The organism is Pseudomonas sp. MYb193 (assembly GCF_002966775.1).
Classification (GTDB): domain Bacteria; phylum Pseudomonadota; class Gammaproteobacteria; order Pseudomonadales; family Pseudomonadaceae; genus Aquipseudomonas; species Aquipseudomonas paracarnis.
In genome coordinates this window covers 805,202-823,204 of sequence record NZ_CP023269.1, presented here as the reverse complement: position 1 = coordinate 823,204, position 18,003 = coordinate 805,202, and the positions used below count along the sequence as shown (strand labels likewise).

Here is an 18,003-nt window from a genome sequence, read left to right as displayed (position 1 = left end):
AAACGCAGTAGCCCAAGGACCACAGCCCCCTCTCAACATGAACGGAGTTCAGCGCGTGTTTTTGATTTCCCGCCGCAGCCTGACAGTCATCGCCGCAACCCTGGCCCTCGCAGCCTGCCACACGCCCGTCAACGAACAGCCTGCGGCGCCAGAGCTGGGCTCGGGCTATCGCACCGACCTGAGCACCCGCCACGCCGAGCGCCATATGGCCGCCGCCGCCAACCCACTGGCCGCTGAAGCCGGGCGTGAAATGCTGCGTCAAGGCGGTTCAGCCATTGATGCGGCGATTGCCATGCAAGCGGTATTGACTCTGGTGGAACCGCAGTCGTCCGGCATCGGCGGCGGTGCGTTCATCATGCTATGGGATGGACAACAGGTGCAGGCTTATGACGGCCGCGAAACAGCACCGGCCGGGGCGACAGAGCGTCTGTTCCTGAAGGCCGACGGTACGCCGATGGCGTTCACGGATGCGCAGATTGGCGGGCGCTCGGTGGGCACGCCGGGCGTACTGCGCGCCTTGGAGATGGCGCACAAAAAGAGCGGCCACCTGCAATGGGCCAAGCTGTTCGAGCCGGCGATTCGCCTGTCGGAGCAAGGCTTTGCCATTTCCCCACGCTTGCACAGCTTGATCGCCGCTGACCGCTTTATCGCGCAATCACCCGACATGGCGGCGTACTTCCTGAATGCCGACGGCTCGCCAAAAGCCACCGGTACACGATTGAAAAACCCGGCACTGGCCGCGGTGTTCAAGCGCATCGCCAAGGAAGGGCCGGATGCGCTGTACCAAGGCCCGATTGCCGATGAAATCGCACGCAAGGTACAGGGCCATCGCAATGCCGGCAGCCTGTCCCAGGCCGACCTCAAGGGCTACGCCGCCAAGCAGCGCGCACCGCTGTGCACCGACTACAAACAATGGAAGGTCTGCGGCATGCCACCGCCGTCCTCGGGCGGGATTGCCGTGGCGCAGATCCTGGGGACATTGCAGGCGCTGGAAACCCGCGACCCGCGCCTGGCCATCGCCCCCATGACACCGGTCAAGAGTGTTTCGCCGGCCGGGCTTGAGCCGACACCCGAGGCCGTGCACCTGCTCGCCGAAGCCGGGCGCCTGGCCTTTGCCGACCGCGCGCTGTACGTGGCCGATGCAGACTTCACCCCCGTCCCGGTTACCGGTCTTGTCGCGCCAGGTTACCTGGCACAACGCGCCACGCTGATCGGCGAGCGCAGCATGGGCATCGCCAAGCCCGGCCAACCCGCCGGTATTCAGGTGGCGTACGCACCAGACCGCTCGCCGCTGCGCATCTCCACCTCACAGGTGGTGGCGGTGGACGACCAGGGCGGCGCCGTGTCGATGACCACCACGGTTGAAGCAGCATTCGGCTCTCACGTGATGGTCCAGGGCTTTTTGCTCAACAACCAGATGACCGACTTCTCGTTCATCCCCGCAGAAAACGGCCAGCCTGTGGCCAACCGCGTACAACCGGGTAAACGCCCACGCTCGGCCATGGCGCCGACCCTGGTGTTCGACCGCAAGACAGGCGAACTGCTGGCTACCGTCGGCTCCCCCGGCGGCTCGCAGATCATCGAGTACGTGAGTAAATCCCTGGTGGCCATGCTCGACTGGAAGCTCGACCCGCAGGCGGCCATCAGCCTGCCCAACTTTGGCAGTCGCAATGGTGCTACCGAGTTGGAAACTGGGCTGTTCAGCCCGGCGCTGAAACAGGCGCTCAAGGACAAGGGCCACGCCCTGAGCGAGATCGAGATGACCAGCGGCGTGCAGGCCATCGTGCGCACACGGGATGCCCAGGGCAAGGTGACGCTCAGTGGTGGCGCTGATCCTCGGCGTGAAGGTGAGGCGTTGGGTGATTAAGGTGTTGATCTATCCGTACAGGCTTATAAAAAAAGACCTGCAACCTTACGCCTTAAATCCTACGCGGAGCGCCAAAACTCAAAGTGCCATGTCATCTTTTGCGATAAAAACCTTCTTGAGCAGCCCCATCTCACCTGCGATTTTCTGGCCCGCTCTTTCTTGCCAGAGGCTACGTCAAAGACGTAGAATTTCGCGTGTTCACTCTCATAGAATCCCCTCTCTTCAGCAGGCAATGGCCTGACTATTGGACTGAAGATGAAAAAGGTATCTTCATGGCGTTTCTCGCCAGCCATCCTGATGCTGGAAATGTCATTCCGCGCTCGGGAGGTTGCCGAAAGATACGCTGGAGCATGGAGGGCCGGGGTAAAAGTGGATCAGTGCGGGTCATCTACACCACACAACTGGAGTGCGGAGCAGTCGTCGCGCTACTGATTTATGGCAAGAGCGCCACGGAGAATATTCCGGCACATATCCTGTACAAAATCGCAAAGGAAATGAACCATGCCACTCACTGATAAAGAACTGAAGGAACGTGACGCCAAACGCAATATAGGCGAAGAACTACTGACAGCCATTCAGGATGTCAAAGCGGGACGTTACGGTGCAGTGCAGCACGTTGAGGTCACTCAAGCTGCCGAAGCAAGAAGCAAGACAGGGCTCTCACAACCAAAATTTGCCGAGCTTCTGGGCGTGTCAGTAAGAACCCTTCAAGAATGGGAGCAAGGGCGTCGCTCACCTTCCGGAGCAGCACGCTCGCTACTGCATATTGCAGCCATAAGGCCGGACGTTTTTCGCGAAGTGCTCAGTAACGCCTGATGGCGTTACTGGTTCGGACCAATCACTGGCGGCTGATCTTCAACCCTTTGCGCCCCGCATGCCGCTCCAGCGCCAGCTCGATCAACCGGCTGACAAGTTCGCTGTAGCTCATGCCTGCCGCCTGCCACAGCTTGGGGTACATGCTGATGCGGGTAAAACCGGGCAGTGAGTTGATCTCGTTGATCAGCACTTCGCCGTCCTGCGTCAGGAACACATCCACCCGCGCCAACCCGGCGCAGCCCAACACTTCAAACGCCGCAATGGCCAGGCTGCGAATCCGTTCGCTGGCTTCGTGACTGATCGCCGCCGGCACCACCACCTGAGCAGCCTGGCCATCGATGTATTTGCTGTCGTAGGAATAGAAACCACTGCTCACCACGATCTCGCCACAACCGCTGGCGATGGGCTCGTCATTGCCCAGCACGGCGCATTCGATCTCACGGCCCTGGACGGCGGACTCCACCAGCACCTTCTCATCAAACCCCAACGCCAGTTCAACGGCAGCGCGGTACTCGGCTTCGCTGCCGACTTTGCTTACCCCCACCGACGAACCCTGGTTGGCAGGCTTGACGAACATCGGCACACCGAGCTTGCCAGCGGCCGTTTCAAACGAGGTGCGCGCCACATTAGCTCGCGTAAGGGTGATGAACGGCGTGACCGCAATACCCGCGTCGCGCAGCAAGCGCTTGCTGATGTCTTTGTCCATGCACACCGCCGAGCCGAGCACGTCGGAACCGACGAAGGGCAAGTCCGCCATGCGCAGCAAGCCTTGCAGGCAACCGTCTTCACCGAGAGTGCCGTGAACAATCGGGAAGATCACGTCGATGTGTTCCAGCATGCCCTGCCCGGAGGTTTCCACCACTTGCTGGTTGGCCTTGCCGGGCACCACGGCCAATTCACGGTTGGACTGATTGAGGGCGATGAGTGCCGGGTTTTCCTGGTTGAGCAGGAAGTTCGAGGTGTCATTAAGGTGCCAGTGACCGGCCTTGTCGATACCGATCAAAACCGGCTCGAAGCGTGAGCGATCAAGGGCATCGACAATGTTGCGCGCCGATTGCAGCGAGACTTCATGCTCAGCCGAACGGCCCCCAAAAATAATCCCTACCCGCACCTTGCTCATGACCCGACCTCACTATTGAAAGTAAGGCTTCTTACCATGGGTGGTTAGCGATTCGCTACCCGATGTGCATTGCCCCACACCTGCACAATCGTACAAGACCCCAGCAGACAACCGGTGCAGACTCAGTTAACGTGTTTCCACTTCCTTTTGTGACAAGTCACCATGGGCAACCCCATCCACTCCCTCGACTGGCTGCACCGCGCGCCCCACGCCAGTGGCCTTGACCGTATCGAGGCGTACTTTGCCGGCTTCGCCTTCGACCCTCATCGCCATGACACGTACGCCATCGGGCGCACGTTGTTCGGCGTACAGAGTTTTCATTATCGCGGCGGCACAACCCACAGCCTGCCCGGCACCACCATGGTGATCCACCCCGATGAAACCCATGACGGCCGTGCCGGCAGCGAAGAAGGTTTCAAGTACCGGATGATTTATGTGGAGCCGGCGTTGATCCAGCAGATCCTCGGTGGGCAACCGTTGCCGTTTATCCCCGGCGGCTTGTCCACCGACCCACGGCTGCACCGCGCCAGCGAAGTGTTGCTACAAAGCCTGGATTGCCCGATAGACCCGATGCAAGAGCAAGATGCCCTGTTCGACCTGGCCCACGCGCTGAGCGCTGCGTCCGGGGCCATCATCCGCCGTAAATCCTTCGACTACATCGCGGCCGAACGCGCCCGTGAATTCATCCACAGCGCCCTGGGCCGCAGCATCACCCTGGATGAAATTGCCGACCACGCCGGCCGCGACCGGTGGGCGTTATCGCGGGATTTTCGTTTGTTATTCGGCACCAGCCCCTACCGCTACCTGACCATGCGCCGACTGGACCTGGTGCGCCACTTGTTGGCCCAGGGCCAATCGTTGGTGGATGCGGCGATGACCGCAGGCTTCACCGACCAAAGCCACATGACCCGCCAATTTCGCAGCACCTACGGCATGCCGCCATCGCGCTGGGTGAAAATGCTCGGACGCTGAGTGCCGGGTTGGAATACGTTCAAACTGTGGGAGCTGGCTTGCCTGCGATGCAAACACCTCGGTACATCAGATACACCGAGGTGATGCCATCGCAGCATAGGTATCTACATAACTCTGTTAGCTCAACGGTAACCACGATGCGAAGCGAGCCGCTCTTGATCTGCTTTTGATCTTAGGCGCCCCGTTAAACCACGCTGGCCGGAATTCGACAGGGATTTGGGGGGTAAACCGGCAGGGATGCCGGTTTAGCCGCCCCGCGCCATGGATGGCGCGTGGCGGCGGCCCCCCAAATCACTGGCGGATTACGGGCACACCGAGCCTAAGCGAGGTGCCGAGTGGTGGGGCAAGAGCGCTTTGCTTACTTTTGTCTGGGCCGGCATTCCGGCTTTTCGAAAGTGAGCCGCCGTCAGGGCGGAACCCTAAGTGGCCGTTACCGCAGCAATGGATATGTACACGGTCCAACTGTGTTGACTGTCAGGCCGTCTTCGCAGGCAAGCCAGCTCCCACATTGGATCGCGGGGCATCAGTTATATCTGTGTCGGCTGCCAGGCCGTCACGGGAGCAAGCTCCCTCGCCACAGATTTAGCGTCGTGCCGAAGTTGTGTAGATACCTATGGCCATCGCAGGCAAGCCAGCTCCCACAATTGGGCACTGTTGTATTCAAAAGCGGGTTTGGCGTCCGAACGTTCTCTTTAGCTCGACAGCTGATTGGCAAACTGCCCGACCGCACTCACCACCTTCTGCGCACCGTCCTGAATCTCGACGATCACGGTACCCGCCTCGGCCGCCAGGGCCAGGCCCTGCTCGGCTTGCGCACGACCGTCGGCCATCAAGGCCACCGCGTCGCGGGCCATGTCCTGGTTCTGGCGCACCACACCAACAATTTCCTCGGTGGCTTTGCTGGTACGTGACGCCAATTGCCTTACTTCATCGGCCACCACCGCAAAGCCACGCCCCTGTTCACCGGCACGCGCCGCTTCGATGGCGGCGTTGAGCGCCAGCAGGTTGGTTTGCTCGGCAATGCCGCTGATGGTCTTGACGATGCTGCCGATCACTTGGGACTGGGCATTCAACGCCTCGATGCCTTCACCGGCCTGTTGCATGTGCTGGGCCAGGTCGCGCATCACGTCCACGGCCTGGGTGACCACGGTGGTGCCGCGCTGGGCGCTGTCGTCGGTTTGCAAAGAGGTGCTGTAGGCAATATTGGCGGCCTCGGCCACTGCCTGCTCGCGGTTGACCTGGTCGGTAATGACCGTGGCGAACTTGACCACTTTGTACAGCCGCTCATTGGCGTCCAGCACCGGGTTGTAGGTGGCCTCCAACCACACCAGGCGGCCGTGGCTGTCCACACGTTTGAAGCGCGCGGCGACGAACTCACCGGCGTTCAGGCGCTTCCAGAACTGTTGGTATTCGGCACTGTTGTATTCCTGTGGCTCACAGAACATACGGTGATGCTTGCCTTCGATCTGCGCCAGGCTGTATCCCATGGCGCCGAGGAAGCGGTCATTGGCGGTGAGTACATGCCCCTCCAGGTCGAACTCGATCAACGCGGTGGAACGCATCAGTGCAGTGATCAGGTTTTCATGTTCACGCGAGCTCTCGATGGTGCGGGTAAGGTCGCTGGAAAAAATCGAAAACTGCTTGATGCGCCCCTCCGAACTGCGCACCGGCTGCACGATTGAGCGCAACCAGGCTTCCTTGCCATTGCCGCGCATCAGGCGTACGGCGCCGGCAAAGTGTTCGCCGCGGGCCAGCGCGTGCTTGAAACGCAGTTGGAACTCGTCCTGGCGCACATGTGTCGGCACCAGGTCTTCGATAGCACGCCCGACAATCTCGCCCAGCGAATAAGCCAGTTCCTGCAGGAAGTTGGCATTGGCCCACTCCACACGGCCTTCAGGGTCCAGTGTCAGGCAGAGCATCTCGTTTTCCAGGCTCTCTTTCACCTGGAGCAAGCTCGACAATTCTTCGCGCAGAGCGGTCAGCTCCTGCTTCAGGCGGGTATTGAACATGGGGCACCGTTAGGCAAGTGAGGTGGGTGTACTTACTTGCATCGGCGCTGTCGGGGTTTTCTGAAGAGCGCTTGAGCCCTGGGCCGAACTATATTTTCAACCGCCATTGTTACGGCATACGCCCATGACCTGATATTCCAGGGTATTGAGCTTGCCGCTGGAGTCTTCATAGGTCATGCGCGACGGCACGGCGTTGCACGAGCGGATCGGCGGCGTCACGTTGACGACCTTGGCAATGTCCAGGTCCATGCCATAGCGGTACGCCTGGACCTCAGGCACCGGCTTGCCTTTTTTGATGGCGTACGCTGCCATGGCCTTCTCATTGCGCTCCATCATCAGGGCAAAAGTGCGATCCCCGCCCCCTTCGGCCAGTGCGCCAAATGACAACACAGCCGTTAATACAGCCAAACCTGCTTTATAAAAGTTCATCGCGGTTTCCTCGACTGAAAAGTTCAGTGTCGAGATTAACCAACCCACCCTGACGGCAGGTTCACTAGAATATTACTTATTTGTTAGATGGCCGTTAGTTTCCAGAATTGTAATCTTCGCGCCATGCGGCTGTTACCCACCGTTTGCAACTATCAGCCAGGGCCATATCAATAAAAACGCCCGCCTCTATAAGAAGCTGATAACTGCCATCACCGAGGAGCGCATCATGAGCATTCGTCATTACACCCTTCCCTTTTCATTGATGGCCGCGTTGCCCCTGGCCGCGGTGGCGGTGGAAGACACACCCGAGGGTTTTATCGAGGGCAGCCGTATCAACGTGCTGGCACGCAATTTCTACTTCAACCGCGATGACCGCAAAGGCCAGTCCAGCCCCACTGGCAATGGTTACTCCGAAGCCTGGGCCCAGGGCTTTATAGGCAAATTCGAATCCGGTTTTACCCAGGGCACCGTGGGTTTTGGCCTGGACGCATTCGCCATGTACGGCCTTACACTTGACTCGGGCAGCGGCCGCAGCGGCGGCAAAGGCTCGTTCGGCGTGCTGCCGGTGAACAGCGACAACCAGCCGGAAAACAGCTACAGCAAAATCGGCGGCGCGGCGAAACTGCGCGTGCTGGACACTGTGGTCAAGGCCGGCGACGTGTTCCCACTCACCCCGGTGGTGGCCTACGGCGACTCTCGCCTGTTGCCCGAGAGCTTTCGCGGCGTCACCCTGCAAAACACCAGCCTGGAAGGCTTGAGCCTGCAAGGCGGGCGCCTGAGCGGCATGAGCCAGCCCAGTGAAAGCGGCATGAACAAAGGCTTTGCCACCTTCTATGCAGGCAAGGTCGACTCGCCCTGGATCGCCTACTTCGGCGGTGACTACCAGCTCAACAGCCATCTGGGCTTTAGCCTGTACAGCAGCCGCTTGAAGGACGCCTGGGACCAGTACTACTTCGGCAGCAATGCCAATTACGCATTGACCGACGACGTGTCATTGTTCGGCGACTTCAACTACTACAAGGCCGTGGACGAAGGCGAGAAACGGCTCGGCGAGTTCGACAACAACATCTGGAGCGCCAGGCTCGGGGTCAAGGTCGGTGCCCACAGCGTGGCCGTGTCGCACCAGCGTAACAACGGCGACGATGACTTCGACTACCTGCGCCAATCAGACTCGATCTTCCTCAATAACTCGATCCAGTACAGCGACTTCAACGCCCCCAAGGAGCGCTCATGGATGCTGCGCTACGACCTGGACATGCAGGCGTTCGGCATTCCCGGCCTGTCGTTCATGACCCGCTACGGCAAAGGCACCGGCGCCGACTATAGCAACGCCAATGCCGTGTATATGCGCCGCGATGCAGCAGGTAACCCGTTGACCGATCAACGCCGTTGGGAACGGGATATCGAGGCCAAGTACGTGGTGCAAAGTGGGCGTTTGAAGGATTTGTCCCTGCGCTTGCGCCAGGCCACCGTGCGCTCCAGTACGTTTGAATCAGACCTGGAGGAAGTTCGTCTGATTGCCGAATACCCATTGGTCGTGCTGTAGCCCTTACATTCGCTCGCGATTAACTAACATCTGTTCACAAATAGCCAGTTATCAAAATTGTAATATTGGCCTCAGCTTCTCGTTAAGTGGAACTTTCTATACTCGCTTCAACTTATTCACCCGAGCACATTCATCTCTGAAGCTTTTGTGTAGCTCCTTTGGAAAGAGATGAATTTTTAACGCCCCGCTTGGGGCGTTTTTTTTGCCTGCAGCGCGGTGCGACCGACGGTCGCAGTTGACCCTAGAGTTACTTCAGCCTTCAGACTTTTCCCACTTCCGAAACCGCCGCCATAGGGACATGGGCGCCTTCTCTCCCCTAATTCAAGAGGTAACCCCATGCGTATTCTTGTGGTTGAAGACGAGCAGAAAACCGCCGACTACCTGCAACAGGGCCTGAACGAAAGTGGCTACGTGGTCGACTGCGCCGCCAATGGCGTCGACGGCCTGCACCTGGCCGGGCAACACGCCTATGAACTGGTGATTCTGGACGTGAACCTGCCGGGCAAGGATGGCTGGCAAGTACTGGAACAATTGCGCCGCAACGGCACCCAGCGCGTGATGATGCTCACCGCCCGTGGCCGGCTGGCTGACAAGATCAAGGGCCTGGACATGGGCGCCGACGATTATCTGGTCAAGCCGTTCGAGTTTCCCGAACTGCTGGCCCGCGTGCGCACCCTGATGCGTCGCAGCGAGCACATTCCACAGCCGGAAGTGTTCCGCGTCTCGGACCTGGAACTGGACCCGCGCCGCCACCGCGCTTATCGCGGCGCCCGGCGCATCGACCTGACCACCAAGGAGTTCGCGCTGTTGCAAGTGCTGATGCGCCAGGCCGGCGAAGTGCTGACCCGTACGCAGATTATTTCCCTGGTGTGGGACATGAATTTCGACTGCGACACCAACGTGGTCGAAGTCTCCATCAGCCGCCTGCGCGCCAAGGTGGATGACCAGAGCGAGGTCAAGCTGATCCACACGATTCGCGGCGTGGGCTACGTGCTGGAAGCGCGCCCATGAAGACCGGCAGCCTGTCGATGCGCCTGGGCTTGACGGTCAGCCTGATGGGCGCGGGCCTGGTGTTGCTGCTGGCGACCCTGGCCTACCTGGCCCTCACCCATGAGCTGGAAAAACTCGCGCGAAAAAACCTGGAAAGCAAGATGGAACAGATCCAGCACAGCCTGGCCCTGGGCCTGGACGCCCATGCCATCCGCGCCCGCCCGCACTCGCTGATGGACCTGGTGATCGGCCACGACAATTTCCACCTGACCATCGTCGGCACCGCACCCGATAACAGCGTGCTGCTGAACGTCGGCAGCAAGCCCCAGGAACCACTGCTCACCGACTTCAAGCCACGGGAAACCCTGGGCTACCTCAATTGGGTCGACAGCTACGGCAACCAGGTACTCAGTGCCTCCAGCTTGATGCGCCTGGCCAACGGTGAACGTGTGCGGGTGCTGCTATCCCTGGACCGCATGGACGACCAGGCATTGCTCAGTGCCTACCTGCGCGCCACGCTCGTTGCGCTGCCGCTACTGCTGATACTGATTGGCATGGGCGCATGGTGGCTGGTGCAACGGGGCCTGGCACCGTTGAAGCAGTTCAGCCAGGTGGCGGCGAAAGTCACCACCCAAGACCTCACCCATCGCTTGTCCGTGGACAACCTGCCCCACGAACTGGGTGAACTCGCCCACGGCATCAACGTGATGCTCGACCGCCTGGATGCCGGTGTGCAGCAACTCTCGCAATTCTCCGATGACCTGGCCCACGAACTGCGCGCGCCCTTGACCAACCTGATGGGCAAGGCCCAGTTGACCCTGTCGCGCCAGCGCCCGCCGCAGGAATACAAGGCGGTGCTGGAATCCAACACCGAAGAGCTCGAACGCCTGGCGCGGATTGTCAGCGACATGCTGTTTCTGGCGCAGGTCAGCCACCCGGCGGCGCGGGCCTCATTCACCGAGGTGTCCCTGGCGCAGGAAGCCCAGCGGGTGATGGAGTTGTTTGCCCTGAGTGCCGAAGATAAAGGCGTCACCCTGAGCCTGCGCGGCGATGCCTGGGTGACCGGCGACCGCCTGATGATCCAGCGGGCGATTTCCAACTTGCTCTCCAATGCCATTCGCCACACACCCGAGGCCTCTACCGTGTTGCTGTTGGTGGAGACCTACGAGCAGAGCGTATCGCTGTCGGTGGGCAACCCGGGGCGAGGCATTGAAGCGCACCACCTGCCGCACCTGTTCGAACGTTTCTACCGCGCCGACAGCAGCCGTACCCGTGCCGAGGGCGGCACCGGGCTGGGACTGGCCATCGTGAAATCGATCATGCATTTGCATCAGGGGCATGCTCATGTCACCAGCCAGCCTGGGCGTTTTACGCGGTTCAGCCTGGCCTTTCCCCTGACGCTGGAAGCACCGCTGTCCCCCTGTGGGAGCGGGCTTGCTCGCGAAGGCGGTGTATCAGTCAGCAAAGGTATCGACTGACCCGGCGCATTCGCGAGCAAGCCCGCTCCCACAGGGGGTTGCGGCGTTTTCACGGTTGTCAGGCGGGCTCTTCTTCGCGGCGATGAGCCCACTGATACAACGCCGGCAGCACCAGCAATGTCAGCAAGGTCGAAGAAATAATCCCGCCAATCACCACCGTCGCCAATGGACGCTGCACTTCGGCGCCGGTGCCGGTGGCGAGTGCCATGGGGATAAACCCGAGGGACGCCACCAGCGCGGTCATCAGCACCGGGCGCAAGCGGGTCAACGCGCCTTCGTGGATCGCCACCGATAACGAGCGGCCTTCCTCGCGCAGGTTTCGGATGAAGGCGATCATCACCAGGCCATTAAGCACCGCCACGCCCGACAAGGCGATAAAGCCCACCCCCGCCGAAATCGACAGCGGAATATCACGCAGCCACAAGGCCATGATCCCGCCGGTGAGCGCGAAGGGGATGCCGGTAAACACCAGCAGCCCATCCTTGAGGTTGTTGAACATCATGAACAGCAACCCGAACACCAACAGCAACGCTACCGGCACCACGATGCGCAAGCGTTCGGAAGCCTCCTTCAACTGTTCGAACTGGCCGCCCCAGGTGGTCCAGTAACCGGCAGGGACTTTCACCTGGGTGGTGATGGCGGCTTCGGCCTCCTCGACAAACGAGCCGATATCGCGCCCGCGCACGTTGGCGCTGACGATCACCAGGCGCTTGCCGTTCTCGCGGCTGATCTGGTTGGGGCCCAGCACCAGGTCGAGGCTGGCAACCTGGGACAAGGCGATAAAGCCCAACTGCCCCGAGGTACTACTCGCCAGCGCCGGCACCGGGATCAACAGCCGTGACAAGCCGTCGATATCGGTGCGCAACGTGTCGGACAAGCGCACCACCATGTCAAAACGCCGATCACCCTCGTACAGCGTACCGGCCTGGCGCCCACCGACAGCGACGGCGATGGTGTCCTGCACATCACCCACATTCAGGCCGAAGCGAGCGGCCTTGTCGCGGTCAATATTGATGGTCAGCACCGGCAGGCCGGAGGTCTGTTCCACCTTCACTTCCGAGGCGCCGTTGAGCTTCTGCAAGGTCTCGGCGATTTCCCCGGCAGTCTGGTTGAGCACCGCCATATCATCGCCGAACACCTTCACCGCCACATCGCTGCGCACTCCGGAAATCAGCTCGTTGAAGCGCAACTGGATCGGCTGCGACAGCTCATACACGCTGCCCGGCACAATCGCGCTGGCCCGTTGGATGTCAGCGATAATTGCCTCGCGGGACTTCTTCGGGTCTGGCCATTGGTCCTTGGGTTTGAGCATCACGTAGCTGTCGGAGATATTCGGCGGCATCGGGTCGGACGCAATTTCCGCCGTACCGGTGCGCGCAAACACCCGCTCGATTTCCGGCACTTGGGCCAGTAAGGTTTTTTCCAGTTGCTGCTGCATCTGCACCGATTGGGTCAGGCTGGTGCCAGGCACACGCAGCGCCTGTTGGGCAAAGTCGCCTTCGCTGAGGCTGGGGATAAATTCACTGCCCATGCGGCTGGCGACCAGGCCCGAGACGACGATGGTCAATGCGGCGAGGCCGAACACCAGGGGCCGACGCACCATCACCCAGTTGAGCACCGGGTCATACACCCGGCGCGCACTGCGCATGACGAAGTTTTCTTCTTCCTTGACCTTGCCGGTGACAAACAACGCAATCGCCGCCGGTACGAAGGTCACCGACAAAATCATCGCGCCGAGCAAGGCAATCACCACCGTGAAGGCCATGGGGTGGAACATCTTTCCGGCCACGCCCGTGAGAGCGAAGATCGGCAGGTACACCACCATGATGATCAACTGCCCGAAGATCAACGCGCGTCGCGCCTCCTTGGCCGCGGCGAACACTTCGTGCAGGCGTTCACTGCGGGTCAGCAACCGGCCGTGGCGCTGCTGCGCGTGGGCCAGGCGGCGGATGGCGTTCTCGACGATCACCACCGCACCGTCAACGATAATGCCGAAGTCCAGCGCGCCCAGGCTCATCAGGTTGGCGCTGACTTTGTTGGTGAACATGCCGGTGAAGGTAAACAGCATCGCCAGCGGAATCACCATCGCCGTGATCAGCGCCGCACGGATGTTGCCCAGAAACAGGAACAACACCGCCACCACCAGCAACGCACCTTCGAAGAGGTTTTTCTTCACCGTGGCGATGGCTTTTTCCACCAGGTTGGTGCGGTCGTAAACAGTGACCGCCACCACGCCTTCGGGCAGCGAGCGGTTGATCTCCTCAAGCTTTTTCGCCACCGCCTGGGACACGCTGCGGCTGTTCTCGCCGATCAACATGAACACCGTGCCCAGCACCACCTCACGGCCGTTTTCGGTGGCAGCGCCGGTACGCAGCTCACGACCAATGTCGACCCGGGCCACATTGCGCACGCGGATCGGCGTGCCCTCCGAGGAGGTGATGACAATGTTGGCGATGTCGTCGATAGACGCCACCTGGCCCGGCGCGCGGATCAACAACTGTTCGCCGCTGCGCTCGATGTAACCGGCGCCGACGTTGGCGTTGTTGCGCTCCAGCGCCGTGACCAGATCGTTGAGGGTCAGGTTGTAAGCGGCCAGGCGCTTGGGGTCTGGCGCAATCTGATATTCCTTGGCGAAGCCGCCGATGGTATTGATCTCGGCCACGCCTGGCACGTTGCGCAACTGCGGTTTGATGATCCAGTCCTGGATCACCCGCAGGTCGGTGGGGGTGTAAGGCGTACCGTCCTCCTTGCGCACACCGTCCTCGGCTTCGACGGTCCACAGGAAAATTTCCCCAAGGCCAGTGGAAATCGGCCCCATCGCGGTTTCGATGCCGTCAGGCAATTGCTCACGGGCCACTTGCAGGCGTTCGTTGACCAATTGGCGGGCAAAGAACAGGTCGGTACCGTCCTTGAAGATCACCGTGACCTGGGACAGACCGGAACGCGACAGCGATCGCGTCTGCTGCAGGCCCGGCAGGCCGGCCATGGCGGTTTCGATGGGAAAGGTGACGCGCTGCTCGGTTTCCAGCGGCGAAAAACCGGCCGCCGCCGAGTTGATCTGCACCTGTACGTTGGTGATGTCAGGCACCGCGTCGATGGGTAGTTTCTGATAGCTGGCGATGCCGACACCGGCCATCAACAGCACCGCCAGCAACACGATGATGCGCTGCTCGATGGCGAATTGGATAAGGCGCTCAAACATGGGGAATCACTCGCAGGATCAATGGGCGTGTTCGGCCGAGCCTTTGCCCAGTTCGGACTTGAGGATGAAGCTGCCAGCCGTCGCCACCTGCGCGCCGGCCTCCAGGCCTTTACGCACTTCGACGTAGCCGTTTTCACTGACGCCCAGTTCAAGATGGCGGGTGATAAAGCCGTCCGCGGTGCGCACAAACACCGAGGGTTTGTCCTCGACGGTCTGGATAGCGGTTTGCGGCACGGCCACCTTGGCCTGGTAGGTATCGGTGGCCACTTGCACGGCCACGAACAAGCCCGGGCGCCAGGCGTCATCGGGGTTGGGGACCGTCACGCGCACGGTGGCGGTGCGCGTCTGCTCACCGAGCAAGTTGCCCACATAAGCCACGGTGCCCAGCACTTCGGTGCCCATTTCCGTCGAGCTGACTTTCACCGGTTTGCCCACGCGAACCTTGTTCAAGTCCTTGGGAAATACGCCGAAGGTGACCCACACCTGGGACAGATCCGAGAGGGTAAAGGCATTACTGGTTTCACTGACCACCTCGCCCACCCCCAGGTGTTTTTCCACCACCACACCGGCGAAGGGCGCACGCAGTTCATAGCGATTGCCGCCGGCCAATACGGCGCTGCCGCTGAGCGCAGTCATTTTTTGCCGCGCATTGTTCAGGGCGATTTCGGCTTCTTGCAGGGTCTGCCGCGCCAGCAGGTAATCCTGTTCGGCAGAAATTTTGTCCTGCCACAACTGACGCTCGCGCTGGAAGGTGGTGCGCGCCAGTTCGACTCGGCGCTCGCTGGCGGCCAATTCGCTGCGCTGGTCGGAAATCTGCTGGCTGGCGATCACCGCCAACAGCTCGCCCTTCTTCACCGACTGGCCCAGGTTGACCTTCACCGCCTCCACCACGCCCGCCGCACGGGGCACGATGTGGGAAGTACGGTCTTCATCAAAACGCACCTCGCCCGGCAGCGTCAGCACGGTGCTGATGGCACGCGGTTGCGCCTGGGCCAACTGGATGCCGGCGGCTTGAATCTGCTGCTCGGTGAGTTCGAGCTTGCCTTCTTCTTCCTCGGCGTGGGCGAAGCCGGAAAGCATCAGGCCCAGGGCGACGGCGAGCGCCATGCCATGTTTTTTGTTCATCAGGAGACTCCAGGAAAAATCAAAAGCGGGCGAGGTCGCCGTAAATGCGTTCGATGCGTACCCAGGCCTCGGTGGCCTGGGCGGTGGCCGCAAGGTATTGGGTGCGGGCCGCGATCAAGGTGCGCTGGGCGTCGAGCACGTCGAGGAAGTTGAACTTGCCCATCTCGAAGCCACGGGTGGCGCTGTCTACCGCACTTTGTGCGGCGGGCAGGATCTGCTGGTTGAACGCGCGCACTTCGGTATTTGCCGTTTGCCACAGGTCCAGGGCCTGGCGGGTTTCGGTGCGCAGGCGCAGCTCGGCGGCGTTGCGTAGGTCGCGGGCCTGGTCGGCGCGTCGGGTGGCCGCGAGGATGTTGCCCTGGTTTCGGTTGAACAGCGGGATCGGCATCGACACGCCCACCAGGTTCACCCGCTCGCGCACACTGGCGTCGTATTGGCTGCCGATAGACACGTCCAGGTCCGGAATGCGCTGGGCTTTTTCCAGGCCCACGCTGGCTTCGTTCTGCACAATGTTGAGTTCGGCCAGGCGCAATTCGGCCGTTTGCTCAAGGCGTGCCAGCAATGGCGCGGCGGCGGGTAACGCCGGTACCGAGGGGCTTGGCGTGGCGACGGCCTGGAAGTCGGTGGCGGCGCTGCCGGTGCTGGTGGCGAGGCGACGGTAGGCGTCAGTGAGGCCGATCTGGGCGCGGTTCAATTCCAGGCGGATTTGCGACACCTGCACCTGGGCGCGGGTGGCTTCCACGGGTGACGACTTGCCAGCGGTGACGCGCCCGTTGGCGACCACCAGGCCGCGCTCGGCAAGCGTCATGGAGCGTTGCGCCAGGTCAAGGCGTTCCTGGGCGCGCAGGGCGCCGTAGTAGCTGTCGATGACCTCGGCGCGCAACAGGTTGCGACGCTGCTCCAGGGTCAGCGCGGCGGCATCCTGGGCGCGGGTGGCCACTTCGATACGCGCACCGCGTTTGCCGCCCAGTTCCAGGGTCTGGCTGAGCTTGATGCTGGTGGTGCGGCTGTTGCGGCGGGTGTCTTCGGCGTCCCAGGAGGCCACCGGGTTGGGGATCAGGCCGGCCTGTTGGCGGCCGCCTTGGGCGATGTCGATTTCCCATTGTGCGGCCGCCAGGTCCGGGTTGTTGGCGAAGGCGGTTTGCAAGGCTGCATCGAGGGTGAGGGGTTGTGCCTGGGCGGCGTTTGCGGATATCCACACTACCAATGCCGCCGCCCCCAACAGTGTTCTAACAAAAATTGCCATAACGAGAGTTCCACGCCCATGAAGTCGCTGAGGTTTCCCAGCGGGGGCAATGTAGCTTTCGGTACTTATCAGGGCCGTGGGCGAAAGATTACAAATCCGTTAGCCAGGCTCAGGCATGCACTTCGTCGTGATCGTCATGTTGAAAACCCTCGCCCTCGACCTGGATCGTGGCATGGGAAATATCGAATTGTTCGTGCAGTAATTCCGTCACTCGGCTGAGGATCTGTTGCTCGCTGCCTTGGGACGCATCCGCGACCAGGTGCGTACTCAGCACGTTCTTGCCACTGGTGAGGGCCCAGATATGCAGGTCGTGTACGTCCTTGACCCCAGGCACGCCGCGAATGCCCTGCTCTACCTGCTCGATATCCACACCTTCTGGCACACCTTGCAGCAGGATGTTCATGCTCGCCTTGAGCAACGTCCAGGTGCGCGGCAATACCCAAAAGCCGATGGCGGCCGCGACCACGGAGTCAACCCAACCCCAGCCGGTGAACATGATCACCAGCGCGGCAATGATCACGCCGACGGAGCCCAGCATGTCGCTCCAGACTTCCAGGTAGGCACCCTTGACGTTGAGGCTCTCGCCACTGGCAGCGCTGAGCAGACGCATGGAGATCAGGTTGACCACCAGCCCCAGCAGCGCAATCACCAGCATGCCGGTGGACTGGATTTCGGCGGGCGCCTGCAGCCTCTGGTAAGCCTCGTACAAGATGTAGAACGCCACGGCGAACAACAGCAATGCGTTGAAGGCGGCCGCCAGGATCTCGAAGCGCGCATAACCGAAGGTACGCTTGCGGTCTGCCGGGCGCTTGGCGACCTGGATCGCCACCAGGGAAATCGCCAGGGCCAGGGCGTCGGTCATCATGTGCGCCGCGTCCGACAACAGCGCCAGGCTGCCGGTGATAAAAGCGCCGATGACTTCGGCCAGCATGAAGCTGCCGGTCAGCCCCAGTGCGATCCATAACTTGCGTTCGTGGCCGGCGCGTACCTGGGCGTGGCTGTGTCCTGCGCTCATGAAATGTCCTCGTGGGTTGGGATGGGGCGGATCATAGAGCTATAGGCCAGATCCACGGGCATGGTTTGCAAAATTGTCATCTGAGCGCCAGAGGGTCGTTAGCTTCGGGCGCACCAAAATCGTTCATGCACGCGTTGGGGGAGCGCTATCAGGTATGCTTTTCGGGCCGAAACAAAAAGAAACATATT

General features: G+C 61.1%; 13 protein-coding genes and 2 pseudogenes. 7 read left to right on the top strand and 8 right to left on the bottom strand.

What is annotated here, in order from left to right:
* Positions 1-37 precede the first annotated feature (37 nt).
* The 3 genes from ggt to CLM72_RS03575 all read left to right on the top strand — a co-directional run bounded on the left by ggt (position 38) and on the right by CLM72_RS03575 (position 2,683).
* A complete protein-coding gene (gene ggt, locus CLM72_RS03585; protein ID WP_105225653.1) occupies positions 38-1,867 on the top strand; it encodes a gamma-glutamyltransferase in 1,830 nt (609 codons plus the stop codon).
* Positions 1,868-2,139: 272 nt separating this feature from the next.
* Positions 2,140-2,382: a hypothetical protein gene (locus CLM72_RS03580; protein WP_197986766.1), complete on the top strand. Its 243-nt coding sequence runs from the start codon at positions 2,140-2,142 to the stop codon at positions 2,380-2,382.
* On the top strand, positions 2,369-2,683 hold the full coding sequence (locus tag CLM72_RS03575; protein WP_089041410.1) for a DNA-binding transcriptional regulator: 315 nt from the start codon (positions 2,369-2,371) through the stop codon (positions 2,681-2,683). The genes CLM72_RS03580 and CLM72_RS03575 overlap by 14 nt, the downstream gene beginning before the upstream one ends.
* Positions 2,684-2,705: 22 nt before the next feature.
* On the opposite strand, the gene ddlA is transcribed toward CLM72_RS03575, so the two are convergent.
* Positions 2,706-3,803: a D-alanine--D-alanine ligase gene (gene ddlA, locus CLM72_RS03570; RefSeq protein WP_105225652.1), complete on the bottom strand. Its 1,098-nt coding sequence runs from the start codon at positions 3,801-3,803 to the stop codon at positions 2,706-2,708.
* A 162-nt stretch (positions 3,804-3,965) separates the two neighbouring features.
* Here ddlA and CLM72_RS03565 point away from each other — a divergent pair, with 162 nt between their 5' ends.
* Positions 3,966-4,775, top strand: a complete 810-nt coding sequence (locus tag CLM72_RS03565; protein ID WP_105225651.1) for an AraC family transcriptional regulator — start codon at positions 3,966-3,968, stop codon at positions 4,773-4,775.
* A 692-nt stretch (positions 4,776-5,467) separates the two neighbouring features.
* Here the strand turns inward: CLM72_RS03565 and CLM72_RS29505 are convergent.
* The 3 genes and pseudogenes from CLM72_RS29505 to CLM72_RS03555 form a co-directional block, all read right to left on the bottom strand.
* Positions 5,468-5,899, bottom strand: a pseudogene (locus CLM72_RS29505) (methyl-accepting chemotaxis protein); the annotation flags it as partial.
* A 108-nt stretch (positions 5,900-6,007) separates the two neighbouring features.
* Positions 6,008-6,694: pseudogene (locus tag CLM72_RS29500) on the bottom strand (PAS domain-containing protein); the annotation flags it as partial.
* A 186-nt stretch (positions 6,695-6,880) separates the two neighbouring features.
* The gene (locus CLM72_RS03555) at positions 6,881-7,213 is read right to left on the bottom strand and encodes a DUF2790 domain-containing protein (protein ID WP_014716799.1); all 333 of its coding nucleotides are present in this window, start codon (positions 7,211-7,213) and stop codon (positions 6,881-6,883) included.
* Between the two features lie 226 nt (positions 7,214-7,439).
* Here CLM72_RS03555 and CLM72_RS03550 point away from each other — a divergent pair, with 226 nt between their 5' ends.
* The 3 genes from CLM72_RS03550 (at position 7,440) to CLM72_RS03540 (ending at position 11,227) form a co-directional block, all read left to right on the top strand.
* Positions 7,440-8,759 (top strand): OprD family porin, encoded by a 1,320-nt coding sequence (locus CLM72_RS03550; protein WP_105225649.1) that lies wholly within the window; start codon positions 7,440-7,442, stop codon positions 8,757-8,759.
* Between the two features lie 336 nt (positions 8,760-9,095).
* Positions 9,096-9,770 carry a heavy metal response regulator transcription factor gene (locus CLM72_RS03545; RefSeq protein WP_105225648.1) on the top strand — a complete coding sequence of 225 codons (675 nt, stop codon included), beginning with the start codon at positions 9,096-9,098 and terminating at the stop codon, positions 9,768-9,770.
* Complete coding sequence (locus tag CLM72_RS03540; RefSeq protein WP_105225647.1) at positions 9,767-11,227, top strand: heavy metal sensor histidine kinase; 1,461 nt, start codon at positions 9,767-9,769, stop codon at positions 11,225-11,227. Before CLM72_RS03545 ends, CLM72_RS03540 begins: the two co-directional genes overlap by 4 nt.
* Before the next feature lie 58 nt (positions 11,228-11,285).
* Here the strand turns inward: CLM72_RS03540 and CLM72_RS03535 are convergent, their stop codons facing one another.
* The 4 genes from CLM72_RS03535 to CLM72_RS03520 all read right to left on the bottom strand — a co-directional run bounded on the left by CLM72_RS03535 (position 11,286) and on the right by CLM72_RS03520 (position 17,815).
* Positions 11,286-14,429, bottom strand: coding sequence for a CusA/CzcA family heavy metal efflux RND transporter (locus CLM72_RS03535; RefSeq protein ID WP_105225646.1), 3,144 nt, complete (start codon positions 14,427-14,429; stop codon positions 11,286-11,288).
* Positions 14,430-14,447: 18 nt separating this feature from the next.
* Complete coding sequence (locus CLM72_RS03530) at positions 14,448-15,554, bottom strand: efflux RND transporter periplasmic adaptor subunit (RefSeq protein ID WP_096144137.1); 1,107 nt, start codon at positions 15,552-15,554, stop codon at positions 14,448-14,450.
* 19 nt (positions 15,555-15,573) lie between these two features.
* Positions 15,574-16,800 (bottom strand): TolC family protein, encoded by a 1,227-nt coding sequence (locus CLM72_RS03525; RefSeq protein WP_105225645.1) that lies wholly within the window; start codon positions 16,798-16,800, stop codon positions 15,574-15,576.
* Positions 16,801-16,909: 109 nt separating this feature from the next.
* Positions 16,910-17,815 carry a cation diffusion facilitator family transporter gene (locus CLM72_RS03520; protein WP_105225644.1) on the bottom strand — a complete coding sequence of 302 codons (906 nt, stop codon included), beginning with the start codon at positions 17,813-17,815 and terminating at the stop codon, positions 16,910-16,912.
* Positions 17,816-18,003: the final 188 nt, after the last annotated feature.

Bases quoted from the DNA above. Each gene is read 5' to 3' on its own strand.
- ggt (WP_105225653.1), top strand. From the start codon at position 38: ATGAACGGAGTTCAGCGCGTGTTTTTGATTTCCCGCCGCAGCCTGACA.
- CLM72_RS03580 (WP_197986766.1), top strand. From the start codon at position 2,140: ATGGCGTTTCTCGCCAGCCATCCTGATGCTGGAAATGTCATTCCGCGC.
- CLM72_RS03575 (WP_089041410.1), top strand. From the start codon at position 2,369: ATGCCACTCACTGATAAAGAACTGAAGGAACGTGACGCCAAACGCAAT.
- ddlA (WP_105225652.1), bottom strand. From the start codon at position 3,803: ATGAGCAAGGTGCGGGTAGGGATTATTTTTGGGGGCCGTTCGGCTGAG.
- CLM72_RS03565 (WP_105225651.1), top strand. From the start codon at position 3,966: ATGGGCAACCCCATCCACTCCCTCGACTGGCTGCACCGCGCGCCCCAC.
- CLM72_RS03555 (WP_014716799.1), bottom strand. From the start codon at position 7,213: ATGAACTTTTATAAAGCAGGTTTGGCTGTATTAACGGCTGTGTTGTCA.
- CLM72_RS03550 (WP_105225649.1), top strand. From the start codon at position 7,440: ATGAGCATTCGTCATTACACCCTTCCCTTTTCATTGATGGCCGCGTTG.
- CLM72_RS03545 (WP_105225648.1), top strand. From the start codon at position 9,096: ATGCGTATTCTTGTGGTTGAAGACGAGCAGAAAACCGCCGACTACCTG.
- CLM72_RS03540 (WP_105225647.1), top strand. From the start codon at position 9,767: ATGAAGACCGGCAGCCTGTCGATGCGCCTGGGCTTGACGGTCAGCCTG.
- CLM72_RS03535 (WP_105225646.1), bottom strand. From the start codon at position 14,429: ATGTTTGAGCGCCTTATCCAATTCGCCATCGAGCAGCGCATCATCGTG.
- CLM72_RS03530 (WP_096144137.1), bottom strand. From the start codon at position 15,554: ATGAACAAAAAACATGGCATGGCGCTCGCCGTCGCCCTGGGCCTGATG.
- CLM72_RS03525 (WP_105225645.1), bottom strand. From the start codon at position 16,800: ATGGCAATTTTTGTTAGAACACTGTTGGGGGCGGCGGCATTGGTAGTG.
- CLM72_RS03520 (WP_105225644.1), bottom strand. From the start codon at position 17,815: ATGAGCGCAGGACACAGCCACGCCCAGGTACGCGCCGGCCACGAACGC.